1 protein-coding gene is annotated in these 1170 nt (G+C 62.5%); it reads left to right on the forward strand.

The window, feature by feature from the left end:
• Positions 1–87: 87 nt before the first annotated feature.
• A protein-coding gene (locus tag B7449_RS19430; RefSeq protein WP_110571345.1) for an IS630 family transposase occupies positions 88–1154 on the forward strand; the annotation gives its coding sequence in 2 pieces (ribosomal slippage) (positions 88–574 and positions 574–1154; 1068 coding nt in all).
• Positions 1155–1170: the final 16 nt, after the last annotated feature.

Consider the following 1170-nt stretch of genomic DNA (forward strand, 5'->3'; position numbering starts at 1 on the left):
GTAATACCAAGGGCTACTGTCTCTGACTCATCTGTGAAGTGACGCGAAGGGCCTGTTCTGATTCTGTCGTGAGAGGGAGGATCGGGAATGGCTGGTGCGATTGCCTTACGGACGGATTATACGGCTTCTGCGTTACGGCGTCTGGCCTCTCGTACGCGGGATGCGAATGTTGCACGGCGCCTTTTGTCTCTGGCTGCGGTGCGCGACGGTGCCAGCCGGGGCGAAGCGGCGCGGATCGGCGGGATGGACCGGCAAACCCTGCGGGACTGGGTGCACCGGTTCAATGCTGCGGGGCCGGATGGCTTGCACGATCAGTGGCGCAACGGGTCGGTCTGCCGCCTGACAGCGGACCAACTGGCAGAATTATCGGCGCTGGTCACGACAGGGCCTGACCGTGCCCGGGACGGCGTGGTGCGCTGGCGTCGGGTCGATCTTCAGCGGGTCATCGAAGAGCGTTTTGGCGTCTCCTATCACGAACGCCATGTCTCCGCCCTGTTGAAGCGGCTTGGGTTCAGCCACGTCAGCGCGCGTCCGCGTCACCCCGGACAGGATCCGTCCGTCATGGACGCGTTTAAAAAAACTTCCCCACGATCCTGAGCGCCCACACCGGGCATCTGCCCAGAGGCAGGCGGATTGAACTCTGGTGGCAGGACGAGGCCCGCATCGGGCAGAAAAACGGTCTTGTCCGGCAATGGGCGCGGCGTGGCACCCGACCACGCCAGCCTGCCGATCAACGCTATGAGAATGCCTGGCTGTTCGGCGCCATCTGCCCCGCACTCGGCAAGGCGGCAGGCCTGGTGTTGCCGTTTACCGGCACGGCCAGCATGCAACTGCATATCGAGGAAATCTCACGCTGCGTCGCACGCGGAGCGCATGCCGTCGTCCTGCTCGATCGTGCCGGCTGGCATACAACACCCAAACTCAGACTGCCGCGCAACGTCAGCCTGATCTTCCTGCCGTCCCGCGCGCCCGAACTGAACCCGGTCGAGAATATCTGGCAGTTCCTACGCGCCAACTGGCTGTCCAACACCGTGTTCAGCGGCATCGAACACATCATCGAAGCCGCATGCACCGCATGGAACAACCTCACCGCCCTGCCACAGACCATCCGATCCATCGGCCTCAGAAAATGGGCTCATATAGGTCAAAGGTGATAGCCCGTAGTATAAG

Origin of the sequence: Komagataeibacter intermedius TF2, from assembly GCF_000964425.1 — a bacterium.
Taxonomy (GTDB): Bacteria; Pseudomonadota; Alphaproteobacteria; order Acetobacterales; family Acetobacteraceae; genus Komagataeibacter; species Komagataeibacter intermedius.